The organism is Alkalicoccus luteus (assembly GCF_012034335.1).
Classification (GTDB): domain Bacteria; phylum Bacillota; class Bacilli; order Bacillales; family Salisediminibacteriaceae; genus Alkalicoccus; species Alkalicoccus luteus_A.
Window position 1 is genome coordinate 131869 of record NZ_JAATHJ010000008.1, and the last position, 16835, is coordinate 148703.

Consider the following 16835-nt stretch of genomic DNA (forward strand, 5'->3'; position numbering starts at 1 on the left):
AACTACTCTCTATTATATCCACCTTAGTGGAAAAAGAAACAAAAAACTTCGAAAACAGAAGGATGGGTGTAAACGAACTAGTGATTTGTCCTAAAAAAGGCAGGGAACCGAAGGATCCCTGCCTGAAAACGCTTAGTCTGATGAAGCGGTGGACGTGTCATCTAATTCAAGGTGAGCCCGCAGCTCACTGCTGATCCGCTCACGCTCTTCGTCTGAAACGATTAAATACCAGATGCCGTCAATCCGCTCTCCGTCGCCTTCGATCTCCATCGTTTCCTGGTTGTGACGAGCGCCGGCATAGTTTTGCTGCAGTTTGCGCATCTTATCAAACTCCATATTCGTCTGCACGTTGCTACCAACGGAATCCAGAATATCTCCGACGCGTGTAATGGAACTGAACTGTGCTCCTTCGCGAATGATCGCATTCACGACTTGGCGCTGTCGGTCGTTACGACCCATGTCGCCACGCGGATCTTCGCTTCTCATCCGGGAATAAGCGAGCGCCTGATCGCCATCCAGATCGACTTCTCCTTCGTTAAACGTATAGCCGCTTTGATCAAATGCAAAGCTGTTATCAACGGTTACACCACCAACCGCGTCTACGATATCCTTAAAGCCGGACATGTTTACTGTAACAAAATAATCAAGAGGAATATCAAAGTAGTTTTCAACCGTATCCATCGCCATGTCCGCGCCACCAAACGCGTAAGCGTGATTCACCTTATCCTGCATATCACGTCCGACGATTTCCATGCGCGTATCCCGCGGAAGGCTGACCATACGCATCGATTCATCCTGTGGGTTCACCGTCACAATCATCATCGTGTCCGTTCGTCCCGTAGTAGACTCTTCCGCATCGACGCCTAATAATAGAATCGACACCGGATCCGATTCATCCATATTCACTTCCACTTCTCGTTTATCAGACTTATCGCGATCAATCGTCGTGTGCATCTCCGAAGCGGTACTTTGCAGAGAACTGTACAAATAAAAGGCATAGCCGCCAACCGCCAGCAAGAAGACAGCGAAAATACCGGTCGTGATGAGTAAGAATTTTTTCATGAAAAATGCGCCCCATTCGTTTTCAGATTACTATCAGTATACTGGCAGATTCAGGATGCGACAAGCACCATTTTTGCGTCTCGAATGAAAGAATTTGGGAGAAGTGATTTACTTTACCTGACTTTTCCTTTAGCATATAGAACAGTAATTGTCTAATAAATGAACGTAACAGGAGGAACACCATGGAAGAAACGATTAGTCTGAAGGAGATTATTCAGACGATCAGACAGCGCCTGATCATGATTATCTCCATTACCCTCGCAGCAGTTGCGATTGCTGCTGGTGTCTCGTATTTTGTGTTAACCCCAATGTACAGCGCCTCTACCCAAATTCTCGTCAACCAATCGACAGAAGGCGAAAACGTCTTTACGCAGAACGATATCCGTACGAACGTGGAGCTTATTAATACGTATAACGTCATAATGACATCCCCGCGGATTTTAGAGCCGACGATTGACGAGTTAAATTTAGAGCAAGGTGTCGGAACACTCCGAAATCAAGTGAACGTATCGGCTGAAGGAGAATCGCAGGTCGTCACTGTCACAGTCGAAGATGCGAACCCGGCAAGCGCCGTGGAAATCGCCAATACGATGGCGTCCGTCTTTCAGCAGGACATTATTGAAATTATGAACGTTGATAACGTCTCGATCTTATCAGCTGCAGAGCTAAGTGATAATCCGTCACCGGTAAGTCCAAATCCAACGCTAAATATGGCGATCGCCTTCGTTGTTGGTCTCATGGCCTCCGTCGGACTTGCGTTTCTACTCGCTTTCTTGGATCGTACGATTAAAACAGAAGACGATGTGGAAGAAAAGCTCGGGATTCCGGTGCTTGCTTCTATTTCAACGATGAATACTTCCGATATGGAAGAATCAGATCTATCGCACACTCGCCGGGGAAAGGGACGTGAAACGTATGGCGCGTAAAAAGAATAAGCAAGAAATGTCCGATAAACAGCGCGCGCTCATCACGGAGTTTCAAAAGCGTTCACCGATCTCGGAGCAGTATCGTACGCTCCGCACAAATATCCAGTTTGCATCCATTGATAAGCCGGTCCGCTCCATTCTCGTGACGTCTTCCTCACCTGGGGAAGGAAAGTCGACAACCGTTGCCAACTTAAGCATTGTGCTCGCGCAGCAGGATAACAAAGTGCTGCTCGTCGATACGGACTTACGTAAGCCAACCGTGCATTTCTCGTTCCAAGTACCAAACCAAGCCGGATTTACGAATGTACTGACGAACCAGAGTTCGTTCAATGAAATGGTGTTTGAAACATCGATTGCTAATTTAGACGTACTCCCATCGGGTCCACTGCCACCAAACCCGAGTGAGCTGTTGGGCTCGCAGCGTATGAAGCAGTTTATGCAGCACGTGAAAGATCGCTACGATTATGTCATTTTCGATGCCCCGCCGGTCAATGCCGTGACTGACGCACAAATACTTGCGGGCCATACTGATGGAGTTGTCCTTATCATTCGCAGCGGCAAAACGGAAGAGGATCACGCTGAACGGGCAGTGGAATCATTAAAGAAAGTCGATGCGAATCTGATCGGTGCTGTTCTAAACGACCGCCAGATGGAGCAGTCACAGTATTACTATTATTACGGAGAGGGATAACATCCCTCTCTTTGTCATATGGAGGAATATGATGATTGATATACATAGCCACATTTTACCTGGAATGGATGACGGAGCAGCGCATGAAGCCGATACGCTTGCGATGGCGAAAGCAGCCGTGGACGAGGGAATTAAGACGATTGTAGCGACGCCTCATCATCAAAACGGGACGTACACGAACGAAGCTCCGATCGTGGAAGGTGCTGTTGATCAGACAAACGCCCTGCTGCATCATCACGGGATACCTCTCACTGTCATAGCTGGACAGGAGGTGCGCGTGTACGGGGAACTGTTAGAGGATCTAAAAGCGGGGCACTTGCTTACGCTACATGGATCCGCTTATATGCTCGTTGAATTTCCGTCGAATTATATTCCGCGCTTTGCCTCGTCCTTATTTTATGACCTGCAGTTGGAAGGTGTCACGCCGATCATTGCGCACCCTGAACGGAATAAAGTGTTTATGGAAAAACCGTCGCTATTGTATCGATACATCCAAAACGGAGCGCTTTCGCAAGTAACGGCTGCTAGTGTCACCGGTCATTTTGGGAAAAAGCTGCAAAAGTTTTCGCTTGAGCTGATTGATCATAACTTGGCACATTTTATCGCAAGTGATGCTCATAATACAACGTCGCGAGGGTTTTACATGGATAAGGCCTATAACGTTATCGAGCAGAAGTTAGGACGTGCAAAGGAGATGCAGGATCACGCGGAGAAATTAATACACAATCAGCCGGTTATCGGTGATGCACCGAATGAGATACAGGCTAAAGGACTGCTTCATAAACTATTTAATCGCTAATTCGACAAAAAAAGGCCAAAACCCACTTTTAATACAGGTAGAATAGCGGTGCCTGAGTGAAACGAATGGTTATATACTAAAGGCATCGAAAGCAATAACCATCACTCTCTTCCTATTACGAAAAATATCCTATACTTCCCACCAATTCAGGAAAAACATCCAATTCATCCCTATCGAGAGCAGTAGGATTATGTTAAAATATAAAAGACCTTGAAGAGATGTAGAAAATGTAAAAATACGGGTCATTTCTCCAATACCCATACCAAAGGAGGAGCTCAACTCCGCTGCTGGTTGTTCAACATTTAGAACAGCTTAGGCGTTAAGCCATAGGTGGAGAGGTGAGGATCGGTTCAATACCGCAGCATCAGGAATGTCAATTCTCTATCGTGAATTGGCATTCATTTTAATTCAAGACGTAAAACAATAGAGCCGTTTTGAACAAAAGGGCTGTGTTGTTTTACGGAAAAGCTATACATCAATAAGGAGGCCAAACCATGTCATTACGAAAAAGACTGGCATTACTCATTGGAATTGATTCACTCATCGTGATGTTCTCTGTATTTGTGGGGAACTGGCTGATTGCCCCAGCAGCAGAAATCGTCACACCCGCTCTCGTTGTGACATCGATTGGACTATTAGTAAGCCATCATATTTTCGCTCATTTTTTTAAGCTATATAAACGTGTATGGCAGTATGCAAGTATTCGAGAATTATCTTCGATCTTTGTAGCCGTGACGCTATCTGTTGCTACAGTTGGTGTCTTGCAGCTTGCTCTGTATCAAGTCATGTATTCTAGAACGCTTTTAATTACTTTAATGCTACATATACTTCTAATCGGGGCTTCCAGATTTTCTTGGCGCTTGTATCGAGATATGAAATTCAAATCAGCGGCTAACAAAAAACGTGCACTCATTATTGGAGCTGGTAATGGCGGAACGATGGTTGCTCGACAGCTGTTAAACAGTGAAATGTCCGAGCTCCATCCGGTCGCCTTTATAGATGATGATGTCACTAAATCCGGGCTTGAGATCATGGGTATTCCTGTTATTGGCCGAAAAGAAAATATTCCGACTGTCGTAAAAGATAAGAACATCCAACACATTATTATTGCGATTCCCTCCCTATCTAAAACGGATTTAAATGAGCTCTTTCAAATTTGTTCGGAAACAAAAGTGAAGACGCAAATTATGCCGTCTGTTGAAGACATTATGTCCGGAAGAGTCAGTGTGACGCAGATGCGCGATGTGCAAGTAGAGGATTTGTTAGGACGAGAGCCTGTTGAATTAGATACGAAAAGAATTGGAGAAAAGCTAACAGGCAAAACGGTGGTGGTAACTGGAGCTGGCGGCTCGATCGGTTCAGAAGTATGCCGACAAGTCGCGCGTTATTCTCCTGAAAAATTGGTGCTACTTGGACACGGAGAAAATAGCATTTACACAATTGAAATGGAAGTGCGATCGAAATATACAAATTTAGATATGGAGATCATAACAGAAATTGCGGATGTTCAAGATAAACAAAGAATGATAGAGGTATTCAAGACACATTCACCAGATGTGGTTTATCACGCAGCTGCGCATAAGCATGTGCCTTTGATGGAGCGTAATCCACATGAGGCAGTGAAAAACAATGTTATAGGAACTAGAAACTGCGTAGAGGCTGCGGACGAAGCGCGAGTGAAATCTTTTGTAATGATTTCTACAGACAAAGCAGTAAACCCTACCAGTGTAATGGGGGCGACAAAACGAATTGCAGAGATGGTTGTGCAATGTATGGATAGAAGAAGTGAAACAAAGTTCGTAGCAGTACGTTTTGGAAACGTATTAGGGAGCAGAGGTTCCGTCATCCCACGCTTCAAACAACAAATAGCTTCAGGTGGGCCAATTACCGTTACCCACCCCGATATGACAAGGTATTTTATGACTATTCCAGAAGCATCGCGGCTTGTGCTTCAAGCTGGAGCTATAGCTGACGGTGGCGAAACATTTGTCTTAGATATGGGGAAACCAGTTAAAATAGTTGATCTTGCCAAAAACTTGATCCGTCTTTCTGGATATAACGAAAGCGATATTTCTATTGAATTCACTGGTGTGAGGCCAGGAGAAAAATTATTTGAAGAACTTTTAGGTGAAAATGAAGTACATCAAGAACAGATATATCCAATGATCTACAGAGGTAAGACGCCTCCAGTTAGACTTGAGGTTGTTAATTTATTAATTAAGGAGCTTGAAGTAACTTCAGAAGAGTGTTTGCGTACTAAAGTGTTAGACATAGCAAACTTTAGAGAAACTAAACTATTGGATTTATTAGCAGCTAAATGATTCTTAGATATCCATAATGCAGATTTAGTACAGGAAGGAAGTTTCTAATGACAGATCGAATATATCTTGCTTCACCTCACATGAGTGAGGAAGGATACGAGATGCAGTTTGTTCAAGAGGCATTTGATTCAAATTGGATAGCTCCTTTAGGAGAAAATGTGAACCAATTTGAAAATGAGTTAGCATCATTTGTAGGAGTAGGTAGTGCAGCGGCACTATCTTCAGGGACTAGTGCAATACACTTAGCATTAAAAGCTGCCCAAATAGAAGCTGGAGATATTGTGTTTTGTTCTACTTTAACGTTTTCTGCTACAGCTAATCCAATCATTTATCAAAACGCGACTCCGGTATTTGTTGATAGTGAAAAAGAAACATGGAATATATGCCCTGAGGCATTAGAAAGAGCTTGCATAAAATATCCTGAAGCTAAAGCTGTAATTGTAGTACATTTGTATGGGCTATCCGCAGATTTAGATCGGATTATAAAAATATGTAATAAGCACAATATAGTATTAATTGAAGATGCTGCTGAAAGTCTCGGAACATATTACAAAGGTCAACACACCGGTTCCTTTGGAGAGTATGGCATATTTTCATTTAATGGTAACAAGATTATTACGACTTCGGGTGGAGGAATGTTAGTTTCAAATAACATGGAAAGGATCGAAAAATCGAGATTTTGGGCTACCCAGAGCAGAGACAAAGCTGCCCATTATCAACATAGTGAACTCGGCTTTAATTATAGAATGAGTAATGTTGTAGCTGGTATAGGGAGAGGACAGTTAAAAGTATTGAGAGACAGAGTGGAAAAAAAGAGAGCAATCTATTTCTTTTATAAAGAGCAATTATCGCATATTGCTGGAGTAAAAATGATGCCGGAAAATAGTTGGGATAGACCTAATTATTGGTTAAGTACAATTATGTTAGAAGGGAAGACCAGACCCTTAGATGTAATTAATGCTTTAGATGAACACAATATTGAAGCCCGTCGTGTTTGGAAGCCCATGCATCAGCAACCTTACTTTTTAGAATATGATTATATCGGCGGCAACATAGCTGAACAATTGTTTGAGAATGGAGTTTGCCTTCCATCAGACACGAAAATAACTGACTTTCAATTAGAAAAGATAACTAAAATAATAAAGGGTTTGATGTAAAGGATGCACAAACAAAAAAACATTTCGTATCAAACTGTATTTAAACGACCTTTAGATGTAGCCCTAGCATTAATAGCATTATTTTTGTTAAGTCCTGTATTTTTAATTGTTGCACTATTAGTAAGAATGAAATTAGGTAAGCCAATTCTTTTTAAACAACAACGTCCGGGATTACATGGAGAGTTATTTACAATGTATAAATTTAGAACGATGTTAGATCAACATGATTCTAATGGGCAACAACTAGAGGACAAAGACCGACTTACAAGCTTTGGAAAAAAACTTAGAGCAACATCTTTAGATGAAATACCGGAGTTATTTAATATTCTAAAAGGCAATATGTCTATTGTTGGGCCGAGACCTCTATTGGTTGAATATTTACCCTTGTATAGTGAGTATGAAAAAAGACGTCATGAAGTAAAGCCAGGTTTAACAGGTTTAGCTCAAATTAACGGTCGCAATGCTATAAGTTGGGATGAGAAATTTGAATTTGATATCAACTATGTAGACAATATTACGTTGGCTAAAGATCTTAAAATTATGACTGCAACAGCTGTGAAAGTGTTGAGAAGGGATTCCATTAACTCTAATTCATCAGCTACAATGGAACCTTATAAAGGAAAATAGGAGAAATTGGTATCTTAAGAGAAACAAACTAATAATTATTGGATCTGGCGGGCACGGGAAAGTAATAGCAGATATTGCAATACAAACTCAAGAATGGGAAAATATATATTTTTTAGACGATCAAGAAATTGGTCCAGTTATGGGAATAAGCGTAGTTGGAAAAATGAATGAATATCACAAATATATTAAGTCGCACTATTTTATAGTAGGGATTGGTAACAATAGTATTAGAGAAAAAATTGTTAATGAACTTAATAATAGCCATGCTAAATTTGCAACTATAATTCATCCTAATGCTTGTATTGGTAGCGATGTAATTATTAATCATGGCACAGTAATAATGGCAGGCTCAATCATTAACTCCTCTACTAGAATTGGTCATCATTCGATTATTAATACTGGGGCCAATGTCGATCACGATAATCTCATAATGAATTTTGTTCACATTTCTCCGGGGGTAAACTTAGCGGGAGGTGTTAAGGTTGGAACGAAAACTTGGTTAGGCATAGGTAGCAGTGTAATTAATAATATTGATATCCATTCTAACTGTATTATTGGGGCCGGGTCAGTAGTAATTCATAATATTATTATAGAAGGAACGTACGTTGGTAGTCCCGCAAAGCTAATTAGGAAAAATAGTTAAGAAGGAGTTATTATGAAAATATTTATCTTAGGAAGCTACGGTCCGTCCTTAGTTAATTTTCGAGGAGATATGATAAAAGCGATGGTTGAGAGTGGACACGAGGTAATAGCGAGTGCCCCACATGATTATGAAGACTTACAAGCTCAAATAGCAGAATTAGGAGCTAAATATGTTCCTATAGAGATGGATCGAACTGGAATGAACCCTTTTAAAGATATTAAGCTGATAAAATCTCTCATCAAATTATTGAAGCAGGAAAGACCCGATTGTTTTTTATCGTATACGATAAAACCTAATATTTATGGAAGTATTAGCGCATACTTTTGTGGGATCGAAAACATATATTCTATGATGACCGGCTCAGGGTCAATAATAAGAGGGGACTCATTAAAATTAAAAGTATTGCACAAAATACTTTTTAAATTATACAGATTTGCCTTTAGTAAATGCAGGACAATTTTTTTCTTGAACAAAGATGATTTGGAATTGTTTAAAAGAAATAAAATTATACGAGACGATAAGACCGTGATATTAGGAAGCTCCGGAGTCAATACCTTATTATTTAATAAACGTAAAATTACTAATACTAATACGTTTTTATTTGTAGCTAGATTAATAAAAGACAAAGGAATATATGAATTTTTAGAGGCAGCTACGGTTGCAAAAAAACAACGCCCAAATATGATCTTTAAAGTACTAGGTCCAATAGATACTAATCCGACAGCAATCGGGCTTGAAGATTTAGAAGAATGGACTAACGCTGGTATTGTTGAATATCTAGGCGAAGCAAAAGACGTTAGACCATATATTGAAAATAGTTTTGTTATAACATTACCTTCATATCACGAAGGGCAGGGAAGAGTACTCTTAGAAGCGATGTCAATGGGGCGCGCAGTATTAGCTACTAACGTTCCTGGATGCAGACAAACTGTAGAAGACGGTATAACTGGTTATCTTGTTCCTAAAAAAAATGTAGAAGCACTAGCTAATAAGATGGTTCAAATGTACGACAACCAACATGAAACGCAACAAATGGCTAAAGAAGGACATTTAGCCATCTTAAATAAATATGATGTTAGAAAAGTAAATCAAGTAATTTTAAAGAATATGAATTTAGTTCAAGATCATAAAACTACTCACAAGTTAGGGTGATAAAAAATGAACATGTATGAAGATATAATAAAAGGTAAAGAGAAAATTTCAATAGTAGGTTTAGGATATGTTGGAATGCCGATTGCCATTGCTTTTGCCAAAAAAGTAAAAGTAATTGGTTTTGATGTTAATCAAGAGAAGATAAAGCTTTATAAAAATGGAATAGACCCTACAAAAGAGGTGGGTAATAAAGCTATAAAAGATACTACTGTCGATTTCACTTCAAAAGATGATGAATTAAGTCGAGCAATATTTCATATTGTAGCAGTTCCTACACCCGTCAATTCTGATCATACACCAGATCTAACACCAATCAAATCAGCAAGTGCAACTCTTGGAAGAAACCTGCAAAAAGGATCAATCGTTATATTTGAATCTACAGTCTATCCTGGAGTTACAGAAGATGTATGTGTACCTATATTGGAAAAAGAGTCTGGTTTGAAGTGTGGTACGGATTTCAAAGTTGGGTATTCTCCAGAACGAATTAATCCGGGAGATAAAGTTCATAGACTGGAAACTATTACAAAAGTGGTTGCTGGAATGGATGAAGAAACGTTAAACATAGCAGCTAAAATCTACGAGTTAGTTGTAGATGCCGGAGTTCATAAAGCCGAAAATATAAAGGTAGCTGAAGCTGCTAAAGTAATTGAAAATGCTCAACGGGATATAAATATTGCCTTTATGAACGAGCTATCAATAATATTTGATAAAATGAACATTGATACTAACAGCGTTTTAAAAGCTGCAGGAACCAAATGGAATTTTTTGAATTTTAGCCCTGGTTTAGTCGGAGGTCATTGTATTGGAGTAGACCCGTATTACCTTACTTATAAAGCCGAACAATTAGGATATCATTCTCAAATCATATTATCAGGCAGAAAGATTAATGATGATATGGGCAAATACATTGCAGAAAATACAGTGAAAAAAATGATTAAATCTAATAAACAAGTTAAAGGTTCTAAAGTAGTCATTTTTGGATTTACATTCAAAGAAAACACACCAGACGTACGTAATACTAAAGTGGTTGATATAATAAAAGAGCTTGAGGAATATGGGGTTCAAGTTCAAATTGTAGACCCAATAGCTGATCAGGAAGATTTATGGAATGAGTATAGTATTTCCGTTATAAATAGATCATCTGTAAAAAACGTTGATGCATTGATTTTTGCAGTACCGCATCAAGAATTTGAAGATATTAAATTAGAAGAATTAGTAGAAATGTATGCTCCGAGTGTAAGTTACTACAACAAAGATTTAGAAGTTGCCGCTACCGCAGAACTAAATACAACTGAAATAAAAGAAGATAGAGTATTGGTAGATGTTAAGGGTATGTTTAACAAAGAGGAAGCTGAAAAAAACTTTTTATATTGGAGGTTGTAAAATGGGATATAAGGAATTAGATTTTCCTGCCAATAGCACTTTTTTAGTTACTGGCGCTGCAGGTTTTATTGGCTCAAATTTGGTTGAGGCTATTCTAGAAAAAGGATACAAAGTTATCGGGCTAGATAATTATTCAACTGGTAAAAAAGAAAATATAAAAAAGTTCATAAGCAATCATAACTTTAAATTAATCGAAGGAGATATTGTTAATTTCGATACTTGTATGGATTCATGTAAAGGTGTAGATTATGTCCTCCATCAAGCTGCATGGGGAAGCGTACCTAGGAGTATTGAAATGCCAGTATTCTATGAAAAAGTAAATATAGGCGGAACTTTGAATATGCTTGAAGCTGCTAGACAAAATCATATAAAAAAATTCGTTTATGCCTCCAGTTCATCGGTTTATGGAGACGAGCCTACTTTACCCAAAAAGGAAGGGCGAGAAGGCAAATTATTATCACCTTATGCTCTTACAAAAAAAGTAAACGAAGAATATGGTGAAATTTACTCAAAGCTATACAATTTAGATACATATGGATTGCGTTATTTTAATGTATTTGGTAGAAGACAAGATCCTGATGGTGCATATGCAGCAGTCATACCTAAATTTATCAAACAGTTAAACTCTAATATTCAACCTACAATTTACGGCGATGGAAAGCAAAGTCGAGATTTTACTTATATAGAAAATGTTATTGAAGCAAATCTGAAAGCATGTTTAGCAAGCTCGAGAGTAGCTGGTCAATCATATAATATAGCATATGGTGGTAGGGAATACATCGAGGATATTTACTACAAATTAAGTGAAGCTTTAGAAAAGGATATTGAACCAGAATTCACCGTCGATAGGAAAGGTGATATTAAACATAGTAACGCCGATATTAGTAAAGCAAAATCTGAACTCAATTATAATCCGGAATGGGATTTTGAACTGGGCATAAAAGAAGCCATTGTGTGGTATAAGGAGAAATTAATTTAATGAAAACTTTATTTGTACATGATCATATATTTCCTAAAAAAGAGGGGAACTACTATGAATCATATGGTTTTGATGAAGAATTTATTGATAGGTATACTAGTTTTACTGATACTTTAGAGATTATAGGTAGAGAGAGAGAATTATATGGTGAAGTAAATGAATTAAAACGGATAGACCAGCATGCTACCTTTTATACGATTCCAAACTTTAAGGTATTAAATAATACCAAAATTAAAAATACAGTTAATAATAAAATAAAAGAGTGTGATAATTTAATTATAAGATTGCCTAGTATTATTGGTCTTTATGCATTATCAAAGGCAAAAAAGTATAAGAAACCTTTCTTTATAGAAGTTGTAGGGAATGCTTGGGATAGTTTGTGGAATCAAAGCTTGTCTAAAAAATTTATGGCCCCATTAGTAGATGTAATGTGTAAAAGGGCTATATTAGACGCGACTCATGTTGTTTACGTCACAAAAGAATATTTGCAGCAGAAGTATCCAACAAATGGGAAAAGTATAGCTTGTTCTAACGTTACAATAAATTCGATAGATAAAAATTTACTAAAACAAAGAACAGAAAAAATAAAAAAGTTAAGTTCTCATAATTTTGTATTAGGAACTTGCGCTACCTTAAATGTATACAAGGGTCAACAAGATGTTATTAAGGTAGTTTCAAAACTTAAATCCTTAGGATATGAAATTAGATATGAATTAGTCGGAGGTGGTGATCCAAATTATTTAAAAAAATTAGCTAAAGAATATGGCGTTGAAGAGAATATCATTTTTATTGGGAGACTAAATCATAAAGAAGTATTTAAATGGTTAGATCAAATTGACTTATATTTACAACCGAGTCTAACTGAAGGATTGCCTCGAGCATTAATTGAAGCAATGAGTAGAGGTTGTCCTGCTATAGGCTCTAACGCAGGTGGGATTCCAGAATTAATTGATAAAGACTATATATATCCTAAAGGGAAAAGTGAATTAGCTTTTAATATATTTAGAAAAATGCATATAGAAGATCTAAAACAACAATCGATTATCAATCAAGCCACATCACAACAATATATAAAGTCAATTTTAACTGAAAAAAGAGAAAAATTTTTTCATGAGTTTATAAAAGATATAAAAGAAAGGGGAGATAAAAATTGAATAAAATATTTATTAATTTTTTCCTTAGAGATATTCCTATACACATAGTTAATTTAATAACAGGCTTACTACCTAATCATATGGTGACTAATAGAATTAGAGGGCTGTTCATAGGCCCTTTTTTAAAAACAACTGGTAAAAAAACTCCAAATAGGAAAGGGCGTCATAATTAATAATCCAGGCCAATTGTCCGTTGGGGATAATTGTTATTTATCACATTATTGTTATATTCAAGCAAAAGGAAACGTTGTTCTTGGTGATAATGTTATAATTGGTCCAATGTCAATTATTGCATCAAGTAATCACATTTTTAAGGACGGGCAAGTTACAAATAAAGGTGAAAGCCATCCCATAATTATTGAGAAAGGATCTTGGGCAGGAGCGCATGTTGTTATTACTTCTGGAGTAAAAGTAGGGGAGAGTGCATTAATTGCAGCGGGAGCAATTGTTACAAAAAATGTAGAAAAGCATAGCAGAGTTGCAGGAGTTCCTGCAAAGCAGCAATGTAGACATCTAAATTAATAATAACAATCAACTGGAATTATATGATTCGCCAAGTATATAACAATTTCAGTCTAATAAATAGCTTCATAATTCAAAAGGTTAATAGCTTTTATAAGCTCATACATATTAAAAATCTCATAGAAATTTATTATATAAAATTTGTGCAGTACTATATTATTATGTTGGTAATAATACACACGATTTATTACTTACCATTACTTTATAATTACAATTAGGAGTAGCTATATATGAATCACTATAGAGAAGTGCGAAGTAACCATTTAAAAGATGGTTTGTTAAACTCAGTTCGAATTATTATATTTATAATAGGTATTTCTTCAACTTTATACATTGCATACAATGTCAGTCATCCAGGTTATGATTATCTTTATTTACTGCCATTAATTTATAGCATACTCTTTACATATATTATATCCCCCATATTGTTCAAAAAGAAAAACATATTTTTAATAGTATTTTCAATTTACACTTTTGTAAGATATATCATTTTACCAACTCTAATTGTATATTCTAATCATTATGATGGAAGGTCATCCATTCCGCCGTTAGACTCTTCATTCGAATTGGCCATATGGCTTTTGATTTACGAGATGATAATAATTTGTACTGTATTATATTTATTGTTTAAAAATTGTGATTTAAACTCAGATATTCACACGCGAAAAATAAACGGCCCTAATAATTATTTTATTTATATCGTTTTTATATCAATAACTTTTATTCTTGTGTTATTACAACCGTCTACTTTACAATCTTTTTACTTTTTAATCCCTCCTGATGGATTAGTAAATTGGACAGAGGGCTCTTTAATTTCTTCGATAATTTTCTATTTTTTAGTAATTTCAAAATTTATAGTCTTTGTATTATTAATGTCTTTTTTTTATAAAAAATACTTATTAACGAATAGCAAAATATACATATTATTGTCTTTCTTAGTAACATTTATGAATATTTTTATTATTTTTGGCTCAAACCGAGCTAATTTTATTATAACAGCTGTAGCTAGTATGGTGCTATTTTACAAACTATATCCAAAACAAAGTAGAATAGCATCCATCGTACTTGTAATATTTATTATATTATCTGTTAGTTTAATTAGTGTTCATCGAGATCATGCTACATATACTGACGGAAATAATCAAATTGTAGATGTCACTAATACTCTTCAAATATATATGGGTGGTCCCTACAATGTAGCCATCGCAACAGAGGCTGCTAAGAATAATGAAGACGCTAGAAATATTATGAATTTTGGTTACGACATGCTGAGATCAACGTTAGGACCGAATTTGCTATTACAAGGCGTGGACTTAAAATCATCAGCTAGTTACTTTAATGAAAGAATATATTTTGAGGAACATAATACTCAAATTATTCCCATGATAGGTCAAGGATACTTCTTTTTTGGATTTTTATTTTCTCCTATTATAATGATTTCTTTTATGATTTTTGCTCGTATCTTGATAAATTATCAATATAATCAAGCTAGAATTGAACTTTATTTTTTTCTGACGATAACAATTATAAGAATTGGCATATCTATGGGACAGAATGGTTCAATTTTAATGAATGATACTTCTTTTTTTCTGTTATTATTTATTTTCATATACTATTTTAATAATAGAATAGTTGTAAAAAAAAGGTCAAAAAATTCAAATCTAAATTATTAATATATTTCAAGTTAATTATCACAATTGTAATGATATATGATTACTTACATTTACAGCGATGTATTATAATGCTTATTTAAATATATAAAGATATTCCATTTATTGAATTAAGAAAGGATTGTATTGACATTATAAGTAAAATATCATGGATTTTTGGAGCCAATTTAGTTGTAGCTTTTACAAAATGGTTGATTATCATTATTATTGCTAGAATACTAACACCTACAGATGTTGGGGCCTATGCACTTGCCTTTGCTATTGGAGCACCAATAACCCTATTTGCTAACATGAAATTACGCTCATTATTTATTACTGAAGATTCTAAAAGTTTTTCCGATTATCTCTATTCTAGATGCATACTTAATTTCGCTGCTTTTATATTACTTATGTTGATTGCTACAATAATTTATCCTCAACATTTTTATATAATATTTTTGGTCGGATTAATGAAAATATTAGATCTTCAATCGGATATGTATTATGCTCTACCCCATAAAGAGGGAAATATGAATATTATAGGCAAACTTATGATAGTGAAACATGTTTTTACTTTATTTATATTTCTAGTATGTGTTTTAATAACGAACAATTTAATTCACTCGCTATTTTCTCAGTTAATAGCACAGTTATTATTTCTATACAGTGTAGAGAAAAAATATATAAGCACCAAATATACTCTAAATAATGAGAGCTTTGATACTTCAAAAATTCTTAGTGTTATTGTCGTTGGTATACCATTAGGTTTAGTGCAAATGATGACATCATTTAATGCCTCTTTTCCTAGATTTTTATTAGAATTTTATGAGTCAACGGAAGTTTTAGGATATTTTTCTGTTATAATATATGTATTACTTATAGGTAATATGATGATGAACGCAATTTCTCAAACTTTTTTACCATATTTATATAATAAAATTAAAAAGTTCGAGTATTATCATTTTCATAAATTAATTTTTGTAAAACTGTCTTTGTTCTCAATGTTTTTAGGTATCATATTATTTTTATTATCACATTTCTTTGGAGAAGGATTTTTATTCATTGTTTATGGTGAAAATTACGCTCAGTATTCTGATGTTTTAACTCTAATGAGTATTGCTTTAGCTATAAATATAGTGAGTTGGAATTTTGATACTGCATTACTTGCTATGAGGTATATTAGTATTCAACCAAAAATTATATTTATAGTTCTTATTATTAGTTTAATAATCGGATACATCTTAATTAATAAATATGGTATTTATGGTGCAACTTACACTATAATTATTGCAAATTTATTACATTTAATACTTAGAGTGTTTTTTGTAAAAATTAGACTAAATATGTTAATCTCGGGTTCGACAGTTACTAGGTAAACGAAATGCCTGGAACCCTCGTGTGACAAGGGTCTCAGGCATTTTTAAATACACCAGACGTGTTACTAGGAATTCGCCTGGAGATCGAGGATATTCGGAGGAGGCTTCACCCCTAGCGCCCCAAAGGTTCGCCGCTGTTTCTGGGTCACTTCGGTACACTGAAACAGGTCTCCGTCTTTTGTAGAAAAATGTCCCACCCGAGTTCGACAGTTACTAGGTAAACGAAATGCCTGGGAACCCTACTAAGACAAGGGTTCTCAGGCATTCTTGAATACACCAGACGTGTTACTAGGAATTCGCCTGGAGATCGAGGATATTGGGAGGAGGCTTCAACCCTAGCGCCCCAAAGGTTCGCCGCTGTTTCTGGGTCACTTCCGTACACTGAAACAGGTCT

At 36.2% G+C, this 16835-nt stretch carries 15 protein-coding genes; 14 read left to right on the forward strand and 1 reads right to left on the reverse strand.

Annotated elements, in window-relative coordinates:
• Positions 1-132: 132 nt before the first annotated feature.
• Positions 133-1062 carry an LCP family protein gene (locus HCN83_RS07620; RefSeq protein ID WP_168005996.1) on the reverse strand — a complete coding sequence of 310 codons (930 nt, stop codon included), beginning with the start codon at positions 1060-1062 and terminating at the stop codon, positions 133-135.
• Positions 1063-1244: 182 nt separating this feature from the next.
• On the opposite strand from HCN83_RS07620, the gene HCN83_RS07625 reads away from it, so the two are divergent.
• From HCN83_RS07625 to HCN83_RS07690, 14 genes are all read left to right on the forward strand, one after another.
• A complete protein-coding gene (locus HCN83_RS07625) occupies positions 1245-1988 on the forward strand; it encodes a YveK family protein (RefSeq protein WP_168005997.1) in 744 nt (247 codons plus the stop codon).
• Positions 1978-2679: a CpsD/CapB family tyrosine-protein kinase gene (locus HCN83_RS07630; protein WP_168006028.1), complete on the forward strand. Its 702-nt coding sequence runs from the start codon at positions 1978-1980 to the stop codon at positions 2677-2679. Before HCN83_RS07625 ends, HCN83_RS07630 begins: the two co-directional genes overlap by 11 nt.
• Before the next feature lie 31 nt (positions 2680-2710).
• Positions 2711-3478, forward strand: a complete 768-nt coding sequence (locus tag HCN83_RS07635; protein ID WP_168005998.1) for a tyrosine-protein phosphatase — start codon at positions 2711-2713, stop codon at positions 3476-3478.
• A gap of 494 nt (positions 3479-3972) precedes the next feature.
• The gene (locus tag HCN83_RS07640; protein ID WP_168005999.1) at positions 3973-5799 is read left to right on the forward strand and encodes a nucleoside-diphosphate sugar epimerase/dehydratase; all 1827 of its coding nucleotides are present in this window, start codon (positions 3973-3975) and stop codon (positions 5797-5799) included.
• A 47-nt stretch (positions 5800-5846) separates the two neighbouring features.
• Complete coding sequence (locus HCN83_RS07645) at positions 5847-6956, forward strand: DegT/DnrJ/EryC1/StrS family aminotransferase (protein WP_168006000.1); 1110 nt, start codon at positions 5847-5849, stop codon at positions 6954-6956.
• 3 nt (positions 6957-6959) lie between these two features.
• A complete protein-coding gene (locus tag HCN83_RS07650) occupies positions 6960-7583 on the forward strand; it encodes a sugar transferase (RefSeq protein ID WP_168006001.1) in 624 nt (207 codons plus the stop codon).
• A 37-nt stretch (positions 7584-7620) separates the two neighbouring features.
• On the forward strand, positions 7621-8226 hold the full coding sequence (locus HCN83_RS07655; RefSeq protein ID WP_343033673.1) for an acetyltransferase: 606 nt from the start codon (positions 7621-7623) through the stop codon (positions 8224-8226).
• 12 nt (positions 8227-8238) lie between these two features.
• On the forward strand, positions 8239-9378 hold the full coding sequence (locus HCN83_RS07660; RefSeq protein WP_168006002.1) for a glycosyltransferase family 4 protein: 1140 nt from the start codon (positions 8239-8241) through the stop codon (positions 9376-9378).
• A 6-nt stretch (positions 9379-9384) separates the two neighbouring features.
• Entirely contained in the window at positions 9385-10761 is a 1377-nt protein-coding gene (locus HCN83_RS07665) for a nucleotide sugar dehydrogenase (RefSeq protein ID WP_168006003.1), read from the forward strand.
• Position 10762: 1 nt separating this feature from the next.
• Positions 10763-11740 carry an SDR family oxidoreductase gene (locus HCN83_RS07670; RefSeq protein ID WP_168006004.1) on the forward strand — a complete coding sequence of 326 codons (978 nt, stop codon included), beginning with the start codon at positions 10763-10765 and terminating at the stop codon, positions 11738-11740.
• Positions 11740-12894: a glycosyltransferase family 4 protein gene (locus tag HCN83_RS07675; RefSeq protein ID WP_168006006.1), complete on the forward strand. Its 1155-nt coding sequence runs from the start codon at positions 11740-11742 to the stop codon at positions 12892-12894. Before HCN83_RS07670 ends, HCN83_RS07675 begins: the two co-directional genes overlap by 1 nt.
• A gap of 279 nt (positions 12895-13173) precedes the next feature.
• On the forward strand, positions 13174-13416 hold the full coding sequence (locus tag HCN83_RS07680; protein ID WP_246238140.1) for an acyltransferase: 243 nt from the start codon (positions 13174-13176) through the stop codon (positions 13414-13416).
• Between the two features lie 230 nt (positions 13417-13646).
• A complete protein-coding gene (locus tag HCN83_RS07685) occupies positions 13647-15089 on the forward strand; it encodes an O-antigen polymerase (protein ID WP_168006010.1) in 1443 nt (480 codons plus the stop codon).
• A gap of 140 nt (positions 15090-15229) precedes the next feature.
• Entirely contained in the window at positions 15230-16441 is a 1212-nt protein-coding gene (locus tag HCN83_RS07690) for a lipopolysaccharide biosynthesis protein (RefSeq protein ID WP_343033674.1), read from the forward strand.
• The last annotated feature ends 394 nt before the right edge of the window (positions 16442-16835 follow it).